The sequence below is a fragment of the Salinibacter grassmerensis genome, from assembly GCF_947077765.1.
Classification (GTDB): Bacteria; Bacteroidota; Rhodothermia; order Rhodothermales; family Salinibacteraceae; genus Salinibacter; species Salinibacter grassmerensis.
Genome location: NZ_CAMTTF010000002.1, coordinates 409,356 through 429,957, shown reverse-complemented (window position 1 = coordinate 429,957; position 20,602 = coordinate 409,356). Strand labels below are relative to the sequence as shown.

Annotated in this window: 13 protein-coding genes; 8 read left to right on the top strand and 5 right to left on the bottom strand. The window is 65.3% G+C overall.

What is annotated here, in order from left to right; genetic code table 11:
* Positions 1-104: 104 nt before the first annotated feature.
* Positions 105-2,231: a glycoside hydrolase family 97 protein gene (locus OJB03_RS06010; RefSeq protein WP_263785984.1), complete on the bottom strand. Its 2,127-nt coding sequence runs from the start codon at positions 2,229-2,231 to the stop codon at positions 105-107.
* Between the two features lie 543 nt (positions 2,232-2,774).
* On the opposite strand from OJB03_RS06010, the gene OJB03_RS06005 reads away from it, so the two are divergent.
* Positions 2,775-3,026 (top strand): hypothetical protein, encoded by a 252-nt coding sequence (locus tag OJB03_RS06005; RefSeq protein ID WP_263785982.1) that lies wholly within the window; start codon positions 2,775-2,777, stop codon positions 3,024-3,026.
* Between the two features lie 19 nt (positions 3,027-3,045).
* Here the strand turns inward: OJB03_RS06005 and OJB03_RS06000 are convergent, their stop codons facing one another.
* Entirely contained in the window at positions 3,046-3,549 is a 504-nt protein-coding gene (locus tag OJB03_RS06000) for a hypothetical protein (RefSeq protein WP_263785980.1), read from the bottom strand.
* 132 nt (positions 3,550-3,681) lie between these two features.
* Complete coding sequence (locus OJB03_RS05995; RefSeq protein ID WP_263785978.1) at positions 3,682-5,142, bottom strand: Glu/Leu/Phe/Val family dehydrogenase; 1,461 nt, start codon at positions 5,140-5,142, stop codon at positions 3,682-3,684.
* 360 nt (positions 5,143-5,502) lie between these two features.
* Here OJB03_RS05995 and OJB03_RS05990 point away from each other — a divergent pair, with 360 nt between their 5' ends.
* The 7 genes from OJB03_RS05990 (at position 5,503) to OJB03_RS05960 (ending at position 18,429) form a co-directional block, all read left to right on the top strand.
* Positions 5,503-7,476: a cation:proton antiporter gene (locus tag OJB03_RS05990; RefSeq protein ID WP_263785976.1), complete on the top strand. Its 1,974-nt coding sequence runs from the start codon at positions 5,503-5,505 to the stop codon at positions 7,474-7,476.
* Positions 7,477-7,723: 247 nt separating this feature from the next.
* Positions 7,724-10,027 carry an amino acid permease gene (locus OJB03_RS05985; RefSeq protein ID WP_263785974.1) on the top strand — a complete coding sequence of 768 codons (2,304 nt, stop codon included), beginning with the start codon at positions 7,724-7,726 and terminating at the stop codon, positions 10,025-10,027.
* Positions 10,028-10,981: 954 nt separating this feature from the next.
* Positions 10,982-13,252, top strand: coding sequence for an amino acid permease (locus tag OJB03_RS05980; RefSeq protein WP_263785972.1), 2,271 nt, complete (start codon positions 10,982-10,984; stop codon positions 13,250-13,252).
* An 88-nt stretch (positions 13,253-13,340) separates the two neighbouring features.
* The gene (locus OJB03_RS05975; protein WP_263785969.1) at positions 13,341-14,702 is read left to right on the top strand and encodes an APC family permease; all 1,362 of its coding nucleotides are present in this window, start codon (positions 13,341-13,343) and stop codon (positions 14,700-14,702) included.
* On the top strand, positions 14,699-15,466 hold the full coding sequence (locus tag OJB03_RS05970; protein ID WP_263785967.1) for a universal stress protein: 768 nt from the start codon (positions 14,699-14,701) through the stop codon (positions 15,464-15,466). Before OJB03_RS05975 ends, OJB03_RS05970 begins: the two co-directional genes overlap by 4 nt.
* A gap of 69 nt (positions 15,467-15,535) precedes the next feature.
* On the top strand, positions 15,536-16,879 hold the full coding sequence (gene trkA, locus OJB03_RS05965) for a Trk system potassium transporter TrkA (RefSeq protein ID WP_263785965.1): 1,344 nt from the start codon (positions 15,536-15,538) through the stop codon (positions 16,877-16,879).
* A gap of 59 nt (positions 16,880-16,938) precedes the next feature.
* The gene (locus OJB03_RS05960) at positions 16,939-18,429 is read left to right on the top strand and encodes a TrkH family potassium uptake protein (RefSeq protein WP_263785963.1); all 1,491 of its coding nucleotides are present in this window, start codon (positions 16,939-16,941) and stop codon (positions 18,427-18,429) included.
* 26 nt (positions 18,430-18,455) lie between these two features.
* Here the strand turns inward: OJB03_RS05960 and OJB03_RS05955 are convergent, their stop codons facing one another.
* Together OJB03_RS05955 and OJB03_RS05950 are read right to left on the bottom strand one after the other, a co-directional pair.
* Entirely contained in the window at positions 18,456-19,118 is a 663-nt protein-coding gene (locus tag OJB03_RS05955; RefSeq protein ID WP_263785961.1) for a potassium channel family protein, read from the bottom strand.
* Between the two features lie 37 nt (positions 19,119-19,155).
* On the bottom strand, positions 19,156-20,517 hold the full coding sequence (locus OJB03_RS05950) for an APC family permease (RefSeq protein WP_263785959.1): 1,362 nt from the start codon (positions 20,515-20,517) through the stop codon (positions 19,156-19,158).
* Between the last annotated feature and the right edge of the window lie 85 nt (positions 20,518-20,602).

The window sequence follows — 20,602 nt, the reverse complement described above, 5'->3', positions numbered from 1 at the left end:
CCCGAGGATCGTCCCTGGGTTTTGTGGGCGCGGCCCCGGCCGTTCGTGCTCGGGGGCGGCGGGGACACGAGACGATCACGACCCGCAGACGGGTCACATGTCTTCTACTTCAGCGCCGCGTGGTTCTCCTCGTCGGCCGCGGTGGCGGGCTCCAGAATTGCCGCCTGCCCCCCGCTCCGCGCCAGACTGGCCTCGATCGTGTCGGACGCCGTCACGAGGCCGCGGCGGATGCGGTAGGCATGAGGGGCGTCGCGGTAGTCCGTGTCGGGCGTGTCCTCGAAAATGTGGGCGACGTAGGTCCGTCCGTCCTCGAGGACATCGAGCGGGATCTCGACAGTTCGTGCCTTCTCGTCCGTGGTCGTTCCAATGTACCAGGCCTCCCCCTCCGCCACCCGGCGGGCGATGGAAATGTACTCGCCAATGCGGGCGTCGAGGACATGGCTCTCCGCCCAGTCTGCGGGGACACGCTCAATAAACTCGACGGCCGCTTCGCCCTCGTAGTTCTCGACGAGGTCGGCCGCCATCTGGACCGGGCTGTAAAGCACGACCATGTTGGCCAGTTGCTTCGACAGCGTGGTGAGCACGCGGTGGTCCGGCATCGTCTCCTCCGGCGTGAGGTTGAAGACGCCGGGTGTGTAGTCGAGCGGGCCGGCCAGCATGCGCGTAAACGGCAGGGTCACGGTGTGCGACGGCGGATTCGGCTCGGCCCACGCGTTGTACTCCATTCCACGCACGCCCTCCCGCGTCATCATGTTGGGCCAGGTGCGTTCGATGCCCGTTCCCATGACCGGCTCGTGCACGTCCAGCACGATGTCATGCTCGGCGGCTTTTTTCACGACCCGTCGGTAGTGGTTGACCATCTGCTGGCCGTGGTGATGCACGCCCTCGGGGCGGATGGGACCCGCGTAGCCGGTCTTGATGGCAGGCACGCCCACCGAGTCGTATAGCGCGAAGGCGTCGTCCAGTTGACGCTCGTAGGCGGGAATGTCGCCTCCGGTCTCGTGGTGCCCGACGAGCGCCACGCCCTTCTCCCGTCCGTACTCCACGACCTCTTGAAGGTCGAAGTCCGGGTACGACTCCGTGAACGAAAAGCTATCGCCGGACAGCCACGTCGACCAGCCCTCGTTCCACCCTTCCACCAGCACGCCGTCAATGTCGTGCTCCGCCGCGAAGTCCATGTAGCGCTTCGTGCGCTCGGTGGTGGCGCCGTGCGTGCCGCTCTGGTCCCACGTGTACTTGTCGATGTGCATGCCCCACCAGATGCCGACGTAGGTCATCGGCTCGATCCAGGAGGGGTCCTCGATCTTCGACGGCTCGTTGAGGTTCTGCAGGATGTGCGACTCGATGAGCCCACCGGGCCGGTCCGCGACTTGAACCACGCGCCAGGGCGTCTCGTGGGGCACGCGGGCCTTCACCTTCACACCGTCGGGCCAGGGCACAAGGTTGGTATGGAGCGTGGTGGCCGTCTTCGGATCGGCCCGCAGCGTCATGCTCGAATAGTCGGTCAGGGCGGCCTCGTGGAGGGCGAGATACCGCTCCTGGCCCGGGCTGCGCAGCGTAAGCGGCGGGTTGACGGTGCCGGGGGCGGCCTCCTTCTCGCTCGTGTCGGGCGCCCCCCCGTCCACCTCTTCGAGATACGAGTTATAGCTGATCGCGGCGGCACTGTCGCGGATGGCACTGAGCGGCGTCTCGCGGTAGACCCACTCGTAGTTGTCGTAGTCGTCGGGAATCCACCAGGCAGTGTGGTCCGCCGTGAGACGAAACTGCGTATCCTCCGACGCGATGCGGAGCGTGTCGAGGTTAGCCTGCTCGGGCCAGCGGTAGCGGAACGCCACTCCGTCGTTGTACGCCCGCAGGACGAGATCGAGTTGCCGCTCCCGCCCGTCCGTCTCTTGAAGCCGGATCGTGCGCTCGGAGAAGTGGTTGCGCACGGCATCCTGAGTGCCCCACACGGGCGTCCACGAGGTGTCCACCGTTCGCTGGGCCGTCTTCACCACCTCAAACCCATCGCGCAGGGGCGGGCCGCCCTCCAATTCGAAGCCGAGGGGCGACGGGGCAACGAGAGATTCGCCGCCGGCCTCCACGTGGTAGTGAGGACGCCCGTCTTGCAGCTCGACGCCAATGGTGAGGGCGCCGTCGGGAGAGGTGGTGGTCATGGACGCGTCGGGCGAGCAGGCAGTCAGGGACAGGACGAGCGCGACGACGAAACTGGACGCAAATCGGATGGACATCACAACGGTTAAAAGTGGCGTGGAGTACGTGGACGCCCCCTATACCCCCAATAGCCCTTTATTTTTCTAGCATATGCTTCGCAGGATACAGCCCGCGAAGAGAAAACCCCAAAGGCCCGTCCCGTGTGCTTTTTCGGGGCGCCTCTCCACCGCGGCGCCCTCCAGAGACGTGACGTCCTGTGACGCCCAACTCACCTGGGCAACGAGGAATCCACCCGTTCTTCCCTGTTCTGCCCCTCGGCCCACGTACGGCTGCTGCCCTCACAACCTCGCGGAACCTGAGTCCGCAGAGACCTTCCCGCAGCACGTCGAGCGGGACCCCTCTCCGCGAAACACCGCCACAGGACGTTGACCTGACCCCCACGAACGTCGAGACCGCCCTGATTCCCGTGTCGGCCGAGGACGCCTGCTTCCGACACGACCTCTCCGGAGCCACCGAACACCAACATCCGCAAGAGTGGTGGGTGACGGGATGATCCTTCTCCGCTTCCTCGGAGTGTCCTCTCGCCCCCACCGGTATTCGCTTTACCCCCCGCCGAACCGATGGACGGCTACGAGTGCGGCCTCTTGTCTACCGATGCGAAGGCCGATCGACGCCTGGTCGGCACCATGGGCGGCCATCAGCTCGAACGCGATGCCGCCCCCTACCGACAGGTGGCCCGGCTGGCCCAACGCCTGATACGGACCGACTTCTTCGTCGCAACGGATGAGGCTCGGTGCTGTGAAAACCGCCTCACGCTCACGGACGACGTGGGCACGGCCGTCTTGCGCATCGAGGTGCACGCCCCAATCTGAACGGCGTAGCGTCCCTGTCCTACGGATTCTCAGAGCTGTCGGCCTGGCGCTCACCCGTCATCGTGCCGTTCTGAAGCTCGGCCTGGACCTGCTCCGGATCGACCCGCTTCCACACCTCGCGGAGCTTGTAGTCGCCCACTTCTCCGATGTGGTACCATGTGTCGTCCTCGATCCGGGCCTCAAAGCGAAGCGTCACCCCGTTCATTGAGGGGTCCGAGTGGTACTGAATGTGCTCGATGTACACGTCCCGCTCCGGGTAATACTCGTAGCGCCCACCCCCTGCGAGTACCGACTCGCCATCTTCCATCTCTCGCCCCCAGGCGAAGTGCGTCGAGTTTATGATCTTGACGTTGGCCCCCCAGCTGTCGCTCTGATCAACGACCGAGTCGGGGTAGACCAGCTCCTGCGACACCATTCTCCACGTGCCCTCCAGCTCGTTGGACGGGAGCTGGGCCCAGGCCCCGGTTGCACCGACAAGCACGACTGCGACGAGGAGACCGACGAGACGCTGAACCGTGTGCATGGCAAAAGACTCCGTAGGTTCGGAAGGCCGTTGCGGGAGTGTTTTGCCAATGTAACGCGATTGTCATTGTTTATCAACCAAACCTTAACTCAATGCCCCTCGTCGGCGCAGTGGAGGGGGTCGAGACCCCCGCTACGGAAAGATTCCCATCTGCTCGTAGGAGCCCGCTATCTTATCGATGGCGCTCACGAAGGCCGCCGTGCGCATGTCGACCCCCTTCTTCTCGCGGATGGCCCGAATCTCGTCGTAGGCGTGGCTCATGGTGTCTTCGAGCCCCGAGTGCACGAGGTCCCGCTCGCCGGCCCCGAAGCCGACCTGCTCGATGAGCAACTCCAGAAGGTCCTCATTGAAGTCCTCCGCGGTCAGTTCATCGACGGCCCGGAGGATGCGCTCAGCGTTGCGCTCTTCAAACCGACGGCTCATGCGCCCATGCCGGACGTGAGAGAGATTTCGGAGCCACTCGAAGTACGACACCGTGACACCGCCCGCGTTGAGGTAGACGTCCGGAATGATCATGGCGTTCTTCTCCTGGAGAATCTCGTCGGCCTTCGAGGTGACGGGCCCGTTGGCCGCCTCCGCAATGATGCTCGCCTGGATGTCCGAGGCGTTGTCGGCGGTAATCACGCCCTCCAGCGCCGCCGGAATGAGGATGTCGCAGGGCAGTTCGAGCGCCTTCGCGGAGGTCTCGACATTCTCGGCGTCGGCGAAGCCCAGGATCGACCCCGTCTCCTCGCGGTGGTCCACCACGTCGTCTACGTCGAGGCCATCGGGATCGTGAATCGCCCCCTCAATTTCGGCGATGCCCACGATGTTGGCTCCCCCCTCCTCCAGGAACTTCGCGGCGTAGTACCCGACGTTGCCAAGCCCCTGGATGACGACGCTTTTTCCCGCCAGGCCCGGCTCCAGGCCGAGGCGCTCCATGTCCTTCGGGTAGCCGCACGCCTCTCGGATGCCGTAGTAGACGCCGCGGCCAGTCGCCTCCGTGCGGCCCCGCACGCCGCCCTGCCCCACCGGCTTCCCGGTGACGCACGCCAGGGCGTTGAGGTCCTCGTCGCCGATCTGGTTGTACGTGTCCATGATCCACGCCATTTCCTGCGGGCCCGTGCCGTAGTCGGGGGCCGGCACGTCCGTCCCGGGACCGATGAAGTCCTTTCGCTCGAGTTCGAAGGTGTACCGGCGCGTGATGCGCTTCAGCTCCGTCGTCGAATAATTGCGTGCATCAATGCACACCCCACCTTTGGCCCCCCCAAACGGGACGTCCACGATGGCGCACTTGTAGCTCATGAGCGCCGAGAGGGCCATCACCTCGTCCACGTTTACACTCGGGGCGTAGCGGATGCCCCCCTTCGTGGGCTGCATGTGGTGGCTGTGCTCCCCCCGGTAGCCGCGGATGACCTGAATGCTGCCGTCATCCCGCTCGATCGGAAACTCGAACCGGATAATGTTGTCACAGGCCCGAATCTGGTGGAGAACGCCGCGTGCGTGGTCCGTCTGAGCCGCGGCTTCGTCAAACATCTGGTTGACCTCACCGAAGAAGCCGTCGGACGATTCGGCCTGACCATTCGGCTGCGGGGTTGAGTTCGAGCCTTCCATGGGAAAAGAAGAGACAGCTTGTAAAAAGGGACGCGGTACGCTCATGAAAGCGGGCACCACACCGAACCGCAAGCGCTTCCACGTCCGTTCGCTGCGAAATTTCTTCGGAGGCTCTGTGGCGTTTGCCCCGGCGTTTCCCTAACAGACGGCCAGCGGACGGGACACACTCGCGTCTCGTCAGTAATGAGTATGTCCATCCTTTTTATTCCCGTCAAGCCACTGGCGCCAAGTCAGCGACCACCCTCAACGTTCTGATCCGGACGGTCGGGGCATCGGGGGACGACTGATCAATGGGATTCATTAGACTCTCTCTCCCGGCCATTCCGGGCTCGTGTTTTTCTCGCCGACGCTCTCCAGGCCGTGCCTGAATCTATTCTTCTCAACATCACCGTCGTCGTCATGTTGGGCATCGGGGCGCAGTGGGCCGCGTGGCGGTTTCGGCTGCCCTCCATTCTCCTGCTCCTTCTGGTGGGCTTCCTCGCCGGTCCGGTTTTAGGGGTGCTCGACCCGCAGTCCCTCCGTGGGGACTGGCTGTTCGCCTTCGTCTCCCTGTCCATCGGGATCATTTTGTTCGAGGGAGGGCTGAGCCTCCGGCTTTCTGAGCTGCGGGAGGTGGGGAGTACGGTCTTCAACCTCATCACGATCGGGGTTCTGCTCACATGGGGCCTCGGGGCGGCCGGGGCCTACTACATCCTCGAGTTCGATGTGGGACTGGCCGTGCTTATCGGCGCAATCCTGACGGTGACGGGGCCGACCGTCGTCATTCCCCTTCTACGCCACGTTCGGCCGAAGGGCCGCGTCAGCACCATCGCCAAGTGGGAGGGCATCACGATCGATCCGGTGGGGGCCATCCTGGCCGTACTGGTTCTCGAGACCTTGATTCTGCTGAACGACCCGGCACGGGCGGGCGTCGGGACCTCGGCCGCCGCCGAGCACGTCGCCATCGGGCTGGGCCTCGAGATCTTCGTGGCCCTGGGCATCAGCGTGGTGGCCACCATACTGCTCGTGGTCATCCTGCGGCGGCGCATGGTCCCCGATTTTCTCCGAAATCCGGTCACCTTGATGGTGGTGGTCGTGGCTTTTGTCGTCGCCAATGTGCTCCAGCACGAGTCCGGCCTGCTCGCCACGACGCTCATGGGCATCGCCCTGGCGAACCAGCCGTACGTGTCGGTACAGCGCATCATCGAGTTTAAGGAGAACCTTCAGGTGCTGCTCATCGGGTCGCTCTTCGTGCTCCTGAGCGCCCGCCTGGAGATGAGCGCCCTGGAATACATTGACCTGCGGGTGCTCATTTTCCTGGGCATTCTGGTCGTGATCGTGCGGCCCCTCGCCGTCTTTGTGTCCTCGTTCGGGTCGAACCTGGAGTGGGAGGAAAAGGCGTTCCTGTCGTGGCTGGCCCCGCGCGGTATCGTGGCCGCGGCCGTCGCCTCCCTCTTTGCGTACCAGCTGCGCCCCATCTATCCTGGAGCGGTGGACGGGATGGTGCCGGTCATTTTTGCCGTGATCGTTGGCACGGTGGCCATCTACGGCCTCACGCTGGCCCCCCTCGCCCGCTGGCTCGACCTGGCCGAGCCAAACCCGAATGGCCTCCTCTTCGTGGGGGCGGCACCCTGGGTGCGCACGGTGGCCCAGCACGTCCAGGAGTTGGGCTACTCCGTTGCCCTGCTCGATAACAACCCGGTTCACGTCCGGTCGGCCCGCGAGGAGGGCCTGACGGCGCACCGGGGCAACGCGCTGTCGGAGAACATTCTCGACGAGATCACCCTCAGCGGCATTGGGGACCTGCTCATCACGATCCCAAACGATGAGGTCGCCTCTCTGACGGCCCTCCACTTCTCCGAAATCTTCGAGACCACCAACATCTTCCAGCTCGCCGCCCAGCCCGACAGCCGGCACGGAGGGGAGGGCGTAATGCCCGGCCACCTTCGCGGCCGCCCCCTCTTCGGGGAGGACACCAGCTACCAGTCGCTGAAGGCCCACCTGAAGCGGGGCGACACCATTAAGGTGCTCTCGGTGAACGACGACGCGTCGGACGAGACGCAGGAGTATTACAGCTACGAGGACCTATCGAAGGAATACGAGAACGAAACCGTTATTCCGCTCTTCATCCTGCGCGACAACGACACGTTGGAGATTGTGTCGGAGATGAACCAGTTTCGGCTGCGGCCCGAAGACCAGTTCGTTGCCCTCGTCGGAGCAGGCATGGACACGCGGGATCAGGAGCACAAGACCCCGGAGGTCAAGCAGGCGGAAGGGGATGGACTTCTGGAGGTCGAGGAGACGTCCCCGGAGACGCCCGATGAGGAAACCACCGACACGCCGGAGACGGGCTGACGGAGACCGGGAACGGTTCCGGCACCTGTGTGCGGCGGCACCTGACTCTCCGGGGACAACCAGCGTGGGTCCCGGACCGCCCCTTGCCGCTCCCTGTGCTTCCTTGGCCTCATGCGAATACTGGGGCGCTCCTCCCGGCTTCGCCCTCTTCCGGTAACTGTCGGCCCGATGAGCGCAATTCGCGATGGGGACACGGGACGCCGCCCGGCGTCATTGTTTTGCGAACCAGCCGATCGCCGCCACAGCCATGACCGCCCCCCAGCCGGAAAACGGTAAAAAAAAGCCCACCGCTCCGTCCGACCCGGATGCTCAACCGGCCCTCGAAGACACCGCCGAGATGGACGTGAGTATGACGCCGGAGGAGGCTCCCATCTCGGGACGCAAGCAGTTCGGCACGTTCGGCGGCGTCTTTACCCCCACGGTGCTCACGATCCTCGGGGTCATCATGTACCTCCGAGAAGGATGGATCATCGGCAACGCGGGGCTGCTGGGTGGGCTGCTGATCATCACGGTCGGATTTGCGATCACCCTCTGCACTGCCCTCGCCATGTCGTCGATCACGACGAACATCCGCATCGGGGCGGGCGGGGCGTACGCGGTGATTGCCCAGTCGCTGGGGCTGGAGGTGGGCGGCAGCGTGGGCATCCCGCGCTACCTCTCCCAGGCCCTCGCGGTGACGATGTACATTTTCGGCTTCCGCGAGGGCTGGCTGTTCGTCTTTCCGAGTCATCCGGCCCTCCTGGTCGACATTGCTACGTTTGCGGTCCTATACGGCATCGCCTACGTAAGCGCCGACTTTGCCATCCGCGTGCAGTATCTCATCATGGCGCTCATCGGCGCCTCGCTCGTCTCCATCGCCGCGGCGGCCGCCACCGGCTCGATGCAGTACGGCCTCGGCGAGATCCAGCTCTGGGGCGACTTCGTGGGCGCCCCCGAGGCCCCCACACAGCCGAATTCGTTCTGGGTCGTCTTCGCGGTCTTCTTCCCCGCCACGACGGGCATCATGGCCGGGGCCAACATGAGCGGGGACCTCAAAGACCCAAAGCGGAGCATCCCCGTGGGCACCCTGGCGGCCATCGCCGTGTCGTTCGTGATCTACGTCCTGCTGGCCATCTGGCTCGCCATGTCGGCCACGCCCGAGGAGATGGTGAGCAATTACGCGGTCATGGTGGACAAAGCCTATTGGCCGCCGGCGGTGCTGGGGGGGCTGCTGGGGGCGACGTTCTCCTCGGCCCTCGCCTCCCTGGTGGGGGCGGGGCGCATCCTGCAGGCCATGGGCGCGCACCAGGTCGTGCCCAAGTCGGACTGGCTCGCCCATCTCGCGCCCGACGGCGAGCCGCGCCACGCGATGATGGTGACGGGGGGCATCATCTTTGCCTCCCTCATGGTGCGCGACCTGAACGCCATCGCGCCGCTCATTACGATGTTCTTCCTGGTCACCTACGCCATGATCTGCGCGGCGGTGCTTATCGAACAGAGCCTCGGCCTCGTGAGCTTTCGTCCGCGCCTCCGCATCCCCATCTGGGTATCTTTCCTCGGCCTCGCCGGCTCCTTGCTGGCCATGTTCATCATCAACCCTACGGTGAGCTTCGTCGCGCTGGTCGTGACCCTCGGCTTCTACGTGATTCTGGCGCGTCGGCAGCTGGACGCTCCCTTCGAGGACGTGCGTAGCGGCATGTTCGTGGCGCTCGCGGAGTGGGCGGCCAAGAAGGTGACCGAGCTGCCCACCATGCAGGAGCGGGCCTGGAAGCCCAACCTGCTGATTCCGGTGGAGCAAAGCAGCGACCTTCGCGGCTCTTTTCTCACTATCGAGGACCTCACCGCACCGCAGGGCTCGGTCAAGATTGTGGGCTTGAGCCCAAACGGACGCCCCGATGTGCTAAACGAACAGCTCGACACGCTGACGGCGGCCTTTCGGGAGCGGGACATCTTTGCCTCCGCCACGATCATCGATGCGGGCGGCTTTGCCGAGGGGCTGCGAGCGGGGATGCAGGCCTTGCGCGGGGCCTTCTTCCATCCAAACATCGTATTCCTCCGAATGCCCGACTCGCCGGACCGGGAGAAGGACTACCGACACGTCATTGCGGAGGCGGATCGCGAGAACGTGGGCACACTCCTCTACGCGCCACACCCGCGGGCCGCGCTGGGCCAGCGCCAGACCATCAACGTCTGGATCCGCGACCGGAGCCCGGACTGGCGCATCTCGATGGAGATTGGAAACCTCGATCTTGCCCTGCTTACGGGCTATAAGCTGTCGCAGAACTGGGACGCACAGATGCGGCTCGTCACCGCCGTTGGGGACCCCGAGCAGCAGGCCAAGGCACAAGACTTCTTGGAGAAGATGATCGACCTGGGGCGCTTTCCGAACAGCACCGCGGTGGTGGGCACCGAGCCGTTCAACACGTACATCACGTCGGCGCCTCAGGCCGACCTGAACATCTTCGGCCTTCAGCCCGAACCGGACTTCGACACCATCCGCCGCCTCGTCGACCAGACGGACTCTACGTGCATGTTCGTGCGCGACTCGGGGCGGGAGTCGGCATTGGCATAAGCGGCCCGTAGCTTGAAGCGGCCTGCCTCCTTCCCCTCCTGGCTGGCGGCTTCATCGTGGCCCTCGTCCTCTGTGGGCGCACAGAGGTGCTGGCGGAGGAGGGCTCCCTGCCACATCTTTTCATGCACGACCTTGTCTGCGTGCCCCCCTCCGAGGCACCGCGGTCTCGAAGGGCTCAGTGAAGCGAATGAAGTCCCCCGGCCGCCCTCTGGAGCACCCTGGCGACCAAACCAAGAGCCTCGGACCTTTCGAAAACGGGGCGTCTTTGCCCCCTCGACGGTTGTGGAGGGCGGCGCCGTCTTTCGACCAAGCGTGCTCTTTCTGACCCCGCCCGACACCGCGGAGCGGGATCGAGACTACCGAACTGTCCTCTCCGATTTCTTGGGAGAACGGATGGGCATCGTCCCCTGTGTTGCCCGGCATGTGCATCGGCCCGCGCGAACAGATCAACGTCTGGATCAGCGACCGGGGCCCCGACTTGGCCCACATGACGGATCGGGGATCGCAACCGAAGCAGGCAATTTTGAAAAGCACGTGGCTGGCGCTCCACAGGCGGACTTCAGCAGCTTCGGGCTGTCTCGAACGGCCGGCGTTCGTGCGCAAATTCGGTTGATGGCAGTCGCACTGTCTCGTATGCTTGTGTCTCATGCCCTGTGGAAGATACGAGAACCCCGCGACCACACTCATGCGTTGTTAATGGTCACAACTCGGGCCCTAAAATTTCTGTCTGGAGACGCTTCCGTGTTCGAGTGGGCCCGTGCCGTTTTCGGCACATCGTCCGTTTTCCAGTCGCCTTCTCTCACCACGGCCCCGTCGTCTCCAGGCCCTGAGACGCATCCAGCGTGAGGCACGGACGAGCATACGACTTGGATCTGAGGGAGAACACCCGTGATCTGGTCTGTGCTCTCCCCTGCCATTCGCCTCTATTTTCGTCCCGATCTCTTTTCCCTACCTATGGCCGACGATTCTTCTGCCGCCCCCGAACAAGAACTTGCCCGGGATCTCGGGTTCTTGGAGGCCTACACCATCGGCGTCGGGACCATGATTGGAGCGGGCATCTTTGTCCTCCCCGGCATCGTCGCCGAGAACGCCGGGCCCGCCGGCATGATTTCGTTTCTCATCGGCGGGGCGGTGTCGCTGCTTACAGCCCTGTCCCTGTCGGAGCTGGCCACCGGCATGCCGAAGGCAGGCGGCAGCTACTACTACGTCAACACGGCCCTCGGCAGCTTCTTCGGCAGCGTGGTGGGCTGGAGCATGTGGGGCGGCCTCATGTTCGCCACGGCCTTCTACATGCTCGGCTTCGGGCAGTACCTTACTTACTTCATGCCCCTCGGGAGCACCGGGGTCGCCATCGCCGCCCTCATCATGGCGGCCCTGCTCGTGGGGGTCAACTACCGCGGGGTCAAGGAGACCGGCTCCCTTCAAAACCTGATCGTGATTCTACTGATCGGGTTTATCCTGGTCTTCCTGGCGTTCGGCGTGTTTAACATCGACTGGGACACCTTCCGCCCTTTCAACCCGCAGGGCTGGGGCGCCGTGGCCTCGACCGCCGCGACGGTGTACGTCACCTTCATCGGCTTCGAGGTGATCGCCACCAGTGCCGAAGAGATCAAGAACCCAGGGCGCAACCTTCCTCTCTCGATGATCGCGTCGGTGCTCACGCCGACGGTCTTCTACGTGCTCGTGATGCTGATCTCCACCGGCGTCCTGCCCGTGCCGGAATTGGCCAACTCCTACATTCCGGTGTCGGACGTGGCCGGCACGTACCTGGGCACGTTTGGCGCCCTCATGATGGTGGTAGGGGCCGTCCTGGCAACCGTCTCCAGCGCGAATGCCTCCATCCTGTCGGCGGCCCGCGTCAACTTCGCGATGGGCCGGGACAAGATCCTCACGCCCTGGCTCAACAACATCCACCCGGACTACCGTACGCCCTACCGGGCCATTCTCGTGACCGGGGCCGTCATTCTCGGGCTCATCGCCCTCGGCGTCGGGATCGAGACGCTCGCCGACGTGGCGAGCTTTGCCTACCTAGTCACGTACGCCCTCGTCCACGTGTCCGTCTTCGTGATGCGGCGCGCCGAGCCCGAGGGGTACGACCCGGACTTCCGGCTTCCGGGCCTCGCCTATCCCATCATCCCGATCCTCGGGTTCATCTCGTGCATCGTCATCGTCGCCCAGATGCGCCCGCTCGTGCTCATGATCGGGGGCGTGATTGTCCTCATCGGCGTCGTGTGGTACCTGGCGTACGCCCGCACTCGTGCCGAAAAGCCCAGCCTCGTGGGCGAGGCGATCGCGGCGGAGGGGGGGCGCCGGGCGCCGCCGAGCGGCCGCTACCGCGTGGTCATTCCGGTGGCCAACCCCAACACCGAGCGGTTCCTACTTCGGCTCGGCGCCGCCATTGCGTCCGGGCACGCCGACAAGAACGGGCAGGAAGCCGAGCTCATCGCCGTCAGCGTCATTGAGGTCCCGCAGCAAACGTCCCTGCAGCAGGGCATCCAGTTTGAGGAGGAGCGCGTGGAGCGCCAGCGGGAACTGCTCGAGAACGCCCGGACGATGGCCGAGGACCTGGGCGTGGGCATCCGCACCCGCGCCATCGTCGGGCGCAGCGTCGGCGACGCGGTGCTAAACGTGGTCCAGGAGGAACGGGCCTCCCACGTCGTGCTCGGGTGGAGCGGCCAGCGCAAGCGCGTCGAGCACATTTTGGGGACCAACATTGACCCGATCGTCGAGGAGACCGCCTGCGAGCTCACGCTCGTCAAGAAGGGCCCGGAAGAGACGGTCGGGGATGTCGTCGCCCTCGTGGGGGAGGGGCCGTACACCCGGCTGGGGGCACAGCGGGCGAGCGAGTTTGCGCAGAGCGATCCAGAGTCCGACCTCACCCTCCTCAACGTGCAGGGCCCGTCGGAGAACGGCGAGTACGATCCGGAGGAAGAGGGGCGCGCGCTGATCGAGTCCGTGGTCAAGGAGGCCGGGATCGAGCAGGACCACACGGAAGAGGTGATCGTCACGGACGGCGACGTGCGGGAGACCCTGCTCAACGCGGTACAGGACTACGACACCATCTGCGTGGGCGCCACCCGGAGCACGGCCGTGGCCCAGGCACTCTTCGGGTCGGTGCCGGAGGAGATCGGCGAGAAGAGTGAGGGCACCGTGGCCCTCGCCCGCGGGGCGCTCTACAAGCCCCGGTCCGTCACGCAGGGGGTGGTGGATGTCTTGTCCACGTAGCCCATCCCTACTCCGGGAACCGAGGCCCACTCTCCGCCGGTGCGCACTTCACGTCGGCTCAGGTATATATCTCCCAATTGCAAGTAGAATGAGCACACCCAGTTCTTCTTCCGTGACGGAGACGGACCCCCAAGAGCTTGAGCGGACGCTCGGCCTTCTTCCGGCGCTGGCCATCGGCACCGGGACCATGGTGGGAGCAGGCATCTTCGTCTTCCCGGGGCTGGCGGCCGGCAAGGCCGGCCCCGCGGCCATGCTCTCGTTCGCCATTGGGGCCGTCATCGCCCTGCTCGTGGCCCTGCCGACCTCCGAGCTCGCCACGGCCATGCCCGAAAGTGGGGGCGGATATTTCTTCGTCTCGCGCGCCCTCGGCACCCTCCTCGGCTGCATGGTGGGCATCGGGCAGTGGCTGGGCCTCGTCTTTGCCTCGGCGTTCTACCTGGTGGGCTTCGGGCACTACCTGTCGGATCTCGTCCGTGAGCTCGGGATCGGCCTGCCCGTCTCGGTCGTGGGGCTCGCCCTCGGCATGGCCATCCTTCTCACAGGGATCAGCGTCACGGGCACGGAGAACACGGGCGACCTGCAGAACTGGATCGTGGGAAGCCTCCTGACCATCCTCGCGGGCTTCCTCGGCCACGGCGGGCTGGACGCGATGGGATTCCTCGGGCGCCAACAGACCCCAGAGGCATTCTTCCCGTACGGCACGATGCCGGTCTTTACGACCGCGGCGCTGGTCTTTACCTCCTATCTTGGCTTCGTGCAGATCGCCACCGTGGCGGGGGAGATCAAGTCGCCGAGCCGGAACCTGCCCCGATCCATGATCGGAAGCGTGCTGCTGGTGGGGACCCTCTACGTGCTTACAATCTTTATTAGCACCAGCCTGCTGGGCAGCACCCAGCTTTCCGAGCTGGGCGAGACGGCCGTCGTAAACGTGGGGCGTAGCATCGCCGGCACGTTTGGCGCCGCCGCCCTGCTGGGGGGCGGGCTGCTCGCGACACTCTCCAGCGCCAACGCGTCGATCCTGAGCGCCTCCCGGTCCATCTACGCCCTGAGTCGGGACGACCTCGTGCCCCCTCAGGTGGAGCGGATCAACACGCGGTACCGCACGCCCCACGTCGCCCTCCTGCTCGCCGGCGGCCCCATCGTGGCGCTCATCCTCTTCGGGCGCGTCGAGGTGCTGGCCGAGGTGGCCTCGCTGCTGCACCTCTTCATGTACGGCCTCATCTGCGTGGCCCTTCTCGTCCTTCGGCAGTCGCCCCCCGACGGGTACCAGCCGACCTTCCGATGCCCCGGCTACCCGGTCGTCCCCCTCCTTGGGGCCCTTACCAGCTTCGGGCTCGTGGCCTTCATGAATCTGCTTTCGATTGTGATCGGCGGGGGGATCCTGCTCGCCACCGCGGGATGGTACTTCTACTACGCACGCACCGTCACGATTTCCGAAATCACGTCATGATGGACTCCTCCTCGGCCCCCTCGTCCATTCTCGTCGACATCGAGCTGCCGGACCCCGAGCCGCTGCCGTCAGCGCTCGTCCGCGTCTTGTCCTCACTCCGGGTGGTGCTCCTCGGGTGGTTTTCGGTGCCGGAGCAGACGAGCCCGGCCCAGGCCCGCGACCAGTTCGGCGCCGAGGCCGAGGACATGCTCGACGCGGCCGCCCGGCGGTTTGAAGAGGCCGGGGCCGACGTCACCACGCGCCTCGTGTTTACGGGCGATGAGCTCGACACCATGAGTCGGGTGAGCATGGAGGAGTCCTGCGACGCTGTGCTGATCCCCGGCCCCGTAGAGCAGCTGCGCCGCGTCCTCGTGCCGCTGCGCGGCATCCAGAACGTCCGGGAAATCGCGCCCTTCGTCGCCGATCTCTGTCAGGACGGCACGGCCGACGTGACGCTCCTCCACATTCTCGAGGACGAGGAAACGGTCGCGTCCTCGCGGGAGGACGTGCTCGAACCGGCCGCAGAGATGATGCGCGATCACGGCATTGAGGCCGGCCTGATCGAGCTTGAGTCGATCGCCGCCGACGACCCGGCCGACACCATCGTCGAGTGGGCCGGGGAGCACGACCTCGCCGTCCTGGGCGAGAGCAAGCCGTCGGTGCGGGAGGTTCTCCTCGGCACGATGCCGGAGCGGATCGTGACGAGCGTCAACATTCCCGTGATCGTCGTCCGCCACGAAGACGAAGACGTCGATGCCGCCGAAAGGGCCACCCAGGCCGCCTGATTCGTCTTCGCGTTCACCCCTATTTCTCGAATCGGGGCCCCGGATTTTTCCATCAAGGACTGAATTTTGATGAAGACTCTTATCGTCGGGGCCGGGCAGGTCGGACAAACCGTCGCCCAGGAACTGACCCCCGATCACACCGTCGCGGCCGTCGACCGGCGCTACAACGCCCTCGAACAGATGCCCGGGACCGTCCGCGTCGTTCAGGGCGACGGCGTGCAACTGGGCGTCCTACAGGAGGCAGGCCTCGATGAGGCGGACGTCCTCATCGCCTGCACCGACGACGACCGCACCAACATCCTGACCTGTAGCACGGCCAAGCTGGAGGCCGATCCCTTTGCGATTGCGCGGGTGGCCCATACGCAGTTCTTGGACACGTGGCATCACTCGCGGAAAGCCTTTGGCGTCGATTTGATGGTCGGGCGCTCGGCCCTAACGGCCCGGTCCATCGCGCGTCTCGTCGGGTTCCAGTCAGCTGAGGAGACGGCGTTCGAAGAGCGCTTTTTTGCCGATGGGCGCATCGAAATGGCAGAGTTTGAAGTGGAGCGTAACAGCCCGCTGGCGGGCGAGACCGTTGAGCAGGCCGATCGGTTCGGGGGCATCACCTTCGCGATCCTCCTCCGCGACGAGGACATGATCATTCCTCAGGGACCGACCCGTCTGCGGGCGAATGACCGCCTCGTCGCCGTCGGCAATCCGGACGACGTGAAGGCCTTCGGGGTTCAACTGAACCCGTCGACGGCCGGCGAAGACATTCGTCGGATTGCGGTTCTCGGCGGCGGCGAAATTGGGGTACAGGCCGCACGCCTGCTCCGGCAGCGGGGGCTCTCCGTGCAACTCGTGGAGCAGGACCCCGTTCGGGCCGAGCGCATTGCCGAGGCCCTCCCCGAGACACTGGTCCTTCAGGCCGACGCGACCGACCGCGCCTTCTGGGAGGCCGAGCGGCTCCACCAGTCGGATCTCTGTCTCGTGGCCCTCCAGCCCGACGAGCGCGTGCTGCTGGCCGGCCTGCTCGCCAAACAGCTCGGCGTGCCGCGCGTCTTCGGGGTGATCCGGGAGGAGCAGTACGTCGACCTCGGCGAGATGAGCGCCCTCGACGGGGTGGTGCATCCACGGGAGGAAACGGCCGCCTACGTCAGCCAGCACGTGCAGGAGAGCTACGCCGACGCGGTGGCCCGCATCGAACACGAGCGGGCCGAGGTATTCGAGATGACGCTGACGGCGGAGGGACGCCTCACCGATCACCGAATCGAAGAGGCCATCGCCGACCTGCCAGGGCCCTGCGTCGTCGGGGCCGCCGTGCGGCAGGGGCGGGTCCTCGTTCCCCGCGGCGAGACACACCTTCGGGAGGGGGATCGGGTCGTCGTGATTGCCCGGGCGGAGCACGCCGAGGCCATCGCCGATGGGCTCTGAGGTTGTTTCCCACTCTGATTTGGACCGTTCGTCTCTGATTCTGCCGCGTTTCTGACCGTATGACGGATTGGCGAAGTGCCTCCAGCCTGGCCGGCACCATCGTAAAGTGGCTCGCGGTGCCCCTTCTGGTGCCGCTCTTCATCGCCCTCGTCGACGGGCAGGATCTGGGCATCTTTGCGGCGACCATGGGCGCTGCACTGGTCGGGGGATGGGCCCTCGAACAACTGAAGTCCGACCCGGACCTCGGGACGCGGGAGGGATTTCTGCTGGTCGCCCTCACGTGGCTGCTGGCCGCCCTGGTTGGGGCCATGCCTTATGTGCTCGCCGGACGCGGCACCGTGGCGATGCCGGTGAACGCCTTCTTCGAAAGCATGAGCGGGTTCACCACCACCGGCGCCACCGTTATGAAGAACATCTCGGTGGATTTCCATTCGCCCGCCCTCATGATGTGGCGGCAGCTCACGCAGTGGCTCGGCGGGATGGGCATCATCGTGCTCGCCGTGGCCATCCTGCCCCGGCTCGCCGTGGGCGGGGCCCAGCTGCTAGAAGCGGAGGCCCCCGGGCCCCGGTTCAGCCGTCTCGTCCCCCGCATCACCGACACCGCCCGCCGGCTCTGGATCCTGTACGCGGGCCTGACGGTCCTGGAGATCGTGCTGCTCTACGGGTGGCACCTTGCCGGCTGGGCCCCCAACATGACGCTGTACAACGCGGTCGCCCACGGCCTCACAACCATGCCCACGGGCGGCTTTTCGCCGGAGGCGCGCAGTATCGAGGCCTTCGTGCCCCTCGTGCAGTGGACCATCATTCCGTTCATGTTTCTGGCCGGCACGAGCTTCGCCCTCACGTGGCGCGTCGTGACCGGTGCGGTCCGTCGCCCGCAGGCCGACGAGGAGTTTCGGACGTACGCCCTCGCCATCGGGGCCGTAACGCTTCTTCTGAGCGCCGCGCTCGTCTTCGAGCAGACCACCGGCTCCATCGAGGAGACCGCCCGCCACGCGCTCTTTCAGGCCCTCACGATGATCACAACCACCGGCTACGCGTCGACCGACTTCGACACGTGGCTCGGCATCGCCACCACCGTCCTGTTCGTGGCCATGTTCATCGGGGGATCTACGGGGAGCACCGGCGGGGGCATCAAGGTGATGCGCTGGATCGTGAGCACGAAGGCCGTCCTCCGCGAGCTCTTCGTGAGCATCCACCCGAGCGCCGTGCGCCCCATTCACGTGGGCCAGCACGTCGTTGAGAACCGCGTCGTCCGCCAGATCGTCTTGATGATCGTCGCCTACTTCTTCCTCACGCTGACGAGCACCGCCGTCATCGAGGCCGAAAACGTCCGGATCGGGCTCGAAACCGACACGCTCAGCGTGCTCAGCACCGTCGCGGCCTCGATCGGCAACATTGGGCCCGGCTTCCACCAGATCGGGCCGATGGAAAACTACCTCGCCTATTCCAACCCCACCACCGTGCTCTTGGCGCTGCTCATGTGGGCCGGGCGCCTAGAGATTTTCACCGTACTGATCCTTCTCACGCCGGCGTACTGGACCTCCTGAACGAGAGCGAGGGCGCCGCTCTTCCTTCAGCCCCGGAGCAGCTGCATCACCTCCTCGATAACCTCCGGCTCGGCGGCCACGATGTACCGCTGCCCCGCCTTCATCACCGTATCGGCCCGGGCCACCCGCGCGCCGTCCACGTCGCTCACCACGAGACTGCCCTCCGGAAAACTAATCTCGTCCAGCACCTTCCCTACCACCGGAGCGTCCTGCCCGATGCGCACCTCCGCGATGTCAAGCGCCCCCATGGCGTGCTCCAGCGACCGCACACTGCCGGACAGAATGGCGTTGACCGCCAGCAGCGCGCTGGCGCGCCGCGGATAGACCACCGCGTCGACGAGCTCCGCGTGGGCGTCGCCCGTCTCGGCGTCGGTCCGCATCACGGTGTGGAGGTCCGGGTTCATCCGTTGACCAATCATGCACACGGCGAGGTTGGTCAGCGGGTTGTCCGACATCGCCGCCAGCACGTCGGCCCGTTCCGGCCCGGCCTGTTGGAAAACGTCGGGCAGCGTCGCGTCGCCCTCGATGATCGTCGCCACGTACTCGTCGGCAATTTCTTGGCACCGGTCGGGGTCGCGTTCGATGACGACGACGTCGTGGCCGCGCTCGTCGAGAAATTCCGCCGTGCGGAAGCCGACCTGGCCGCCGCCGGCAATGATGATGCGAAGGTCCTTTCCGGAAACGCTCATGGGACAGGTGAGAATCGATGAGAGCAGAGGTGAAGCGTCACGCCTCGGCCGGTTCCGGGCTCGATCGGCGCCACTGCAGTCCCGCGTACACGAGACCGCCGATGGCGATCCACCCGAGCCCCAGCACCAGCGTGTACGGGTCGTCGCGGAGCAGGAAATAGGCGAGCACGAGGTTCAACGCGATGGCGAGGAGGGGGATGGCCGGGTAGAACGGCATCTCGAAGGGACGGCGCATGTTGGGGCGCCGGTTGCGCAGGCGAATGACGCTCCAGTTGACCACCACGAACGAGACGAGAAAGAAGAGACTGGATACGCGCCCGACCTGCTCGATGGGCAGGAGAACCACGCTCCCAAGCATGACGGCGGCGCTCACCATGACGGCCGCCAGGGGCGTGCCGAACCGTGCGCTGATCTGGCCAAGGGGGTTCGGGAGCTGGTCCTCACGCCCCATTGCGAATACGACCCGACTGGACGCAATGACAACGGCGTTGAGGGCACTCACCGTCGAAAACACGGCACCGAAGACGATGAGCGCGGCGCCCTCCCCCAGCAGCGGGATCGTCGGCATGAAGCTCGTCGCGGCCTCCGCAATGCCCGTCTCGCCGGCCTGCCCAAGCTTCTCGGCCCCGAGCGTGCCGATGGCCACCCACACGACGATCAGGTAAATGGCCACGGTCGCGATGAGGCTGATAAAGATGGCCTTCGGAATGTTTTCCCGAGGGTTTTCGACCTCTTCGGTCACGGTGGCAATGAGGTCGTATCCCTCAAAGGCGATAAACGTGAGCCCCATCGCCTTCAGTATCGCGACGGAGGAGCCCTCCTTCGCGAAGAACGGCTCAAAGTTGCTGCCCTGCACGGCAAAGGCGCCAAACCCGGCGAAGATGAGCAGGATGATAATCTTGATGATCGTGACGACGGTCTCCGCCCCACCACTTGCCTCCGTGGAGACGGCGTTGAGCAGGGCAAAGAGGCCCACCACCGTCAGGGCGTATAGGATGTGCCACACCGGCCCGGTGGGCAGGCCTGCCCAGTAGAGGTGGACAAACTCGACGAAGTTCGACGAGAACCCGAGCGCGTAGAGCGCCCCCGCAATCATGTAGGCGAACGACAGCATCCATCCCATGAGGAAGGAGGTCGGCCCCGAAAACACCTCCCGCACAAACACATACCCGCCTCCGCTTTTCGGGATGGCACTCGCAAGCTCCGCGTACGAGATGCCGGTGAGCACCGTCACGACTCCGTTGAGCGCAAAGACCAGGATGGCCGCCGGGCCGGCAATCTCTGCGGCCAGTCCCGTGAGGACGAAAATACCGGCCCCGATCATTGCCCCCATGCCGACCATGGTGGCGTCGAGGAGGCCGAGGCGTGCGGCTGGAGATCGATCTCCTGCCTGGGCCATGGTTGATGCTTGTTTTGCACTGTAGAATGGACTTTGGCCAACGGCGGCACGCCGGAGCGGTTTGGCCTGCACACCGTGCGCCCGT

Coding starts and splice junctions, on each gene's coding strand:
- OJB03_RS06010 (WP_263785984.1), bottom strand. CDS start 2,231: ATGTCCATCCGATTTGCGTCCAGTTTCGTCGTCGCGCTCGTCCTGTCC.
- OJB03_RS06005 (WP_263785982.1), top strand. CDS start 2,775: ATGGACGGCTACGAGTGCGGCCTCTTGTCTACCGATGCGAAGGCCGAT.
- OJB03_RS06000 (WP_263785980.1), bottom strand. CDS start 3,549: ATGCACACGGTTCAGCGTCTCGTCGGTCTCCTCGTCGCAGTCGTGCTT.
- OJB03_RS05995 (WP_263785978.1), bottom strand. CDS start 5,142: ATGGAAGGCTCGAACTCAACCCCGCAGCCGAATGGTCAGGCCGAATCG.
- OJB03_RS05985 (WP_263785974.1), top strand. CDS start 7,724: ATGACCGCCCCCCAGCCGGAAAACGGTAAAAAAAAGCCCACCGCTCCG.
- OJB03_RS05980 (WP_263785972.1), top strand. CDS start 10,982: ATGGCCGACGATTCTTCTGCCGCCCCCGAACAAGAACTTGCCCGGGAT.
- OJB03_RS05975 (WP_263785969.1), top strand. CDS start 13,341: ATGAGCACACCCAGTTCTTCTTCCGTGACGGAGACGGACCCCCAAGAG.
- OJB03_RS05970 (WP_263785967.1), top strand. CDS start 14,699: ATGATGGACTCCTCCTCGGCCCCCTCGTCCATTCTCGTCGACATCGAG.
- trkA (WP_263785965.1), top strand. CDS start 15,536: ATGAAGACTCTTATCGTCGGGGCCGGGCAGGTCGGACAAACCGTCGCC.
- OJB03_RS05960 (WP_263785963.1), top strand. CDS start 16,939: ATGACGGATTGGCGAAGTGCCTCCAGCCTGGCCGGCACCATCGTAAAG.
- OJB03_RS05955 (WP_263785961.1), bottom strand. CDS start 19,118: ATGAGCGTTTCCGGAAAGGACCTTCGCATCATCATTGCCGGCGGCGGC.
- OJB03_RS05950 (WP_263785959.1), bottom strand. CDS start 20,517: ATGGCCCAGGCAGGAGATCGATCTCCAGCCGCACGCCTCGGCCTCCTC.